This window comes from Microcoleus sp. C2D2, from assembly GCF_036702495.1.
GTDB lineage: Bacteria > Cyanobacteriota > Cyanobacteriia > Cyanobacteriales > Microcoleaceae > Microcoleus.
The window spans coordinates 1-3,614 of record NZ_JAUBTO010000311.1; the positions used below are offsets into that span (position 1 = coordinate 1).

4 protein-coding genes are annotated in these 3,614 nt (G+C 44.0%); all 4 read right to left on the minus strand.

The window, feature by feature from the left end; all coding sequences use genetic code 11:
- Positions 1-383: 383 nt before the first annotated feature.
- Positions 384-836, minus strand: a complete 453-nt coding sequence (locus QUB61_RS38435; protein WP_333136629.1) for a hypothetical protein — start codon at positions 834-836, stop codon at positions 384-386.
- 68 nt (positions 837-904) lie between these two features.
- Positions 905-1,792, minus strand: a complete 888-nt coding sequence (locus tag QUB61_RS38440; protein WP_333136631.1) for a tetratricopeptide repeat protein — start codon at positions 1,790-1,792, stop codon at positions 905-907.
- Position 1,793: 1 nt separating this feature from the next.
- A complete protein-coding gene (locus QUB61_RS38445) occupies positions 1,794-2,687 on the minus strand; it encodes a TPR end-of-group domain-containing protein (protein ID WP_333136633.1) in 894 nt (297 codons plus the stop codon).
- 163 nt (positions 2,688-2,850) lie between these two features.
- Positions 2,851-3,561, minus strand: a complete 711-nt coding sequence (locus QUB61_RS38450) for an SAM-dependent methyltransferase (protein WP_333136635.1) — start codon at positions 3,559-3,561, stop codon at positions 2,851-2,853.
- Positions 3,562-3,614: the final 53 nt, after the last annotated feature.

The window sequence follows — 3,614 nt, forward strand, 5'->3', positions numbered from 1 at the left end:
AATTGGGTCAACAGGTAAAAGATGAGTAATTTTACTCATTGACAATAGTGCTTTTAGCTTAACTTGTGAGTAATGAGATCTAGCACTTTAGGGCGTTTAAAAACTTTTACATAAGTTTTTAAGCTTAACTCTACATCTTGGTAGGTAAGCTCCCATTCTTGTCGTGCATTTTCTGTCAGTCCCGCGTCTTGCAAGGCACGAGCTTTCTGCCTGTGAATCACAGCCCGAAAAGCCCTCGCCCAGGCATATTTATCATTTAGCTGAATCGCACTACTGAAGTCTGCTATTGCTTTATCGTAGTATGGCTGTGTTTTTGTGCCGTGTCCTGCACCGTCCTCTCCGTTGAGTAGCCCAAGAAAGCGGTAGACGAAACCCCTTCTGGCCTAAGCCCAAGTATAGTTTGTGTCGATCTCGAGAGCTGTGTTCAAATACTGTTCTGCCTCCATTAGAAAACTGTTTGCGTCTCTATCTATTCCTCTGGTTTTTTGTTCTATAGCCCACCAAATCTTGTTTTCACCCCGATGCGCCAAAGCCCAGGCATAATTAGGATTGCATTTAATTGCCTGGGCAAACTTTGTATCTGCATCTTTGTAAAACTTCGATTTACTAGGATTTAGGCGTTTAAAACTACCGCCTAAGTAAGAAAGAGTTGCACCCCAGTGAGCCCACGCCCACGCATAGGTGCTATCCGCTTCAGTTGCTTCTTTGAAATACTGTGCTGCTTTGTTAAGTATTTCACTGATGTTCTCCTCAATATACTCATCCTGATTGTACCTGGCCATCAGACGAAGATTTTCTCCTTCTCTGGCTTTGGATATAGCTTCTTTTCTTCCCATTGTGTGTCTCCTTGGGTATTAAGTGAATATTCAAAAAATTACTCACAAACTTGAGTTTAATTCTGCTTTTAGCTTGGTTCAGCAATTAACATAAAAAACTTCGGCGAGTTTCGCAGTTCCAACCACGCTATGTCGTGCCTTGCAAACTCGATCGCTTCATCCTCAAGTAAGATGGCTTCTTGAAGATAATTCAGCGCTTGCTCTGTCTTGCTTTCAAGGGCAGCTAAACCTCCTAGTCGATACAAAATTATACCTCGTGCTTCGGAATTTAGCAAACCTAGTAATGCGTTTCGAGCTGTATTGATATCTGGTTGAGCCTCGACTAATCCGTGCCAGCGAGTCTTGAATACAGCAATATTGTACAGAGCGAAACTATCGCCTGGGTTCTCCAATAATGCTTCCTCGCAACAATCGATCGCCTCAGCATATCGCCCACAATAACTGAGTAACATCCCGCGCTCGCTAAGCCGATCGTTAAACAGGGTTCGATCGAGGGCGATCGCTCTGTCAAAATCTATTAACGCATCTTCATACCGTCTCAGCATATCATTGATGCGAGCGCGATAGGCAATTGCCCAAGCATAGTCTGGCTTTAATTCAATAGAACGGCTGAAATCCGCTAAAGCTTTTTCGTAATAACGATGTCCCAGGAAGCGATAGGTTACGCCTCGGTGAGCGATCGCCCAAGCATAGTCAGATTTTAATTCAATTGCCCGATCGAAGTCAACTAGGGCTTCGGGATAGCGTTTCATCATGCGGTAGACTTCCCCTCGGCGGGCAATAGCCCAAACGTAAATGGGATTTTGTCCAACCGCTCGGCTCAAGTCAGCTAGCGCTTCCTCATACTGTTTAAGCAAGCGGTAGATGTCTCCCCGCTGGGCGATCGCTCTAATGTCGTTGGGATTGTATGCGATAGTTTCATTCAGGTTTGCGAGGATTTCTCGATAACTATTCAAGTTAACCCTCCTGATTAATTAAAGATTGAAAACGCGGATGTTCGCGCAACTCAAGCCAAGCTATGTCGCGGCGGGCTAATTCAAGTGGCTCATTGTCGTCTAACAAGATAGCTTCTTGGAGATAGTTCAATGCCCGATCCCAGTCACCCTCAAGAGCAGCTAAACCACCTAATCTGTAAACAACACCAGCGCGTTTTGATTGCTCTTTGACCGCTTGTAAAGCGTTTCGCGTTGTTTCTATCTCTGCTTGCGCCGCCGCCATACCCTTGAAGCGTGCTTTGACAACAGCAAGGGTATACAGAGTAATATAGTCGTTTGAGTTATCCTTTAATCCTTGTTCGCAACAAGAAATTACTTCAGCATATCGCCCCATATAACTGAGTAGCAATCCGCGCTCACCAGGCCAATGGGCAATGATAGTATCGTCAAGGGCGATCGCTCGATCGAAATCTACTAATGCTTCTTCATTACGCTCCATTCTAATATAAAGATTAATCCGGTAGACAAGCGCCCAAGGGTAATCAGGCTGCAATTCAATGGCTTGGTTAATATCAACAAGAGCATTCCTGTATTGCTTTAATTGGTAATAACACGATCCTCGGTGTGCAAGCGTCCAGGCGTGTTTGGGGTTAAGTGCGAGAGAAGGACTGAAATCAGCTATGGCTTGCTCGTAGCGTTTCATCAGCCGATAAGTTTCGCCCCGATGTGCGATCGCCCAAGCATAATTAGGCTCCAACTCGATCGATCGATTAAAATCATCTAGCGCCATTTCAAAATGTCCCGTTAGTCGATGAGTTTCACCTCGATGAGCTAGAGTCTTCCCATCCTCTGGGTTCTCTTCGATCGCTCGGTTGAGTTCGGCAGTTTTGCTATCGCGACAGCGTGCAGAAGCCATATCCCTCTCCATTACAGGGCTTTTTTGTCTCTAGTTTCAGAACAACTTGAAACGACATTAGCATATTTTTTTATTTTATCACACATATTTAATCAAACTAAATTTTTTATCTACCTAATCAAGAAATAATGTAGCTTTTGCTACATTATTTTGGCAAAGTACCTTAAGTTTCTTTAACAAAAGACATACCTAACCGCGCCATCATTTCACTGTCTATAGGTGCTGGTGCTTGAGGCGGAACATAAAGCGTCGAAACTGGAGTAAGATGAATCTCTGCCAGTTTGAACAGAGGAATAGGTTGGATAACTGGCTCGCAAACCGGATAATAAACCGCTGCTTCGTAAACAATTACTTCATGGTCAGAACTATAGTGCATTTCTAACACTTCAGTTAACACCTTTAGACCGCGTAATAGGCTTTCTTTTTGATAAAAACCCAAATTCCCAGTCATGGCAATTTGCCACAAAATTAAAGCACTGGTCGGGTCAAATTTCCGCCGCCGAATCAGAAAATCTGTAGCTTCAAAACTTTGACATCCATTGCGTCCAGGGTCAAGACCAAGGTCAGCAAACAAGCAATTTTCGGCTGAAATTCCCGGCAACATTTGCGCCCGAAACCCTTCGTGACGCGCCTGTTTAATTGCTTCATGGGTAGGGTAAGCAAAGACACCGGGATGACCGTAAAAAACCGCACAAACATTCAACCCCTGACGAACTTCAGCCAAAATGCGATCGACCATTTCTCGATAAGTTTCTCTACGCCGCTGATTGTTGGTATTGTAAGGTAAGGCTTCTGCGGTGGGATTGAGTGTCTGTAGCCATTTAGCAGTAACAGGATCGGCTACGGCGAACAGGGTAAACGCATCTAAATTAATTTGACAAAAACGTTAATTTGTGCATTTATAAATAACTCAAAAAACCTTCTTAA

What these genes read in the sequence shown, in the direction of transcription:
- QUB61_RS38435 (WP_333136629.1), bottom strand. Translation starts at nt 836, where the DNA reads ATGGGAAGAAAAGAAGCTATATCCAAAGCCAGAGAAGGAGAAAATCTT.
- QUB61_RS38445 (WP_333136633.1), bottom strand. Translation starts at nt 2,687, where the DNA reads ATGGCTTCTGCACGCTGTCGCGATAGCAAAACTGCCGAACTCAACCGA.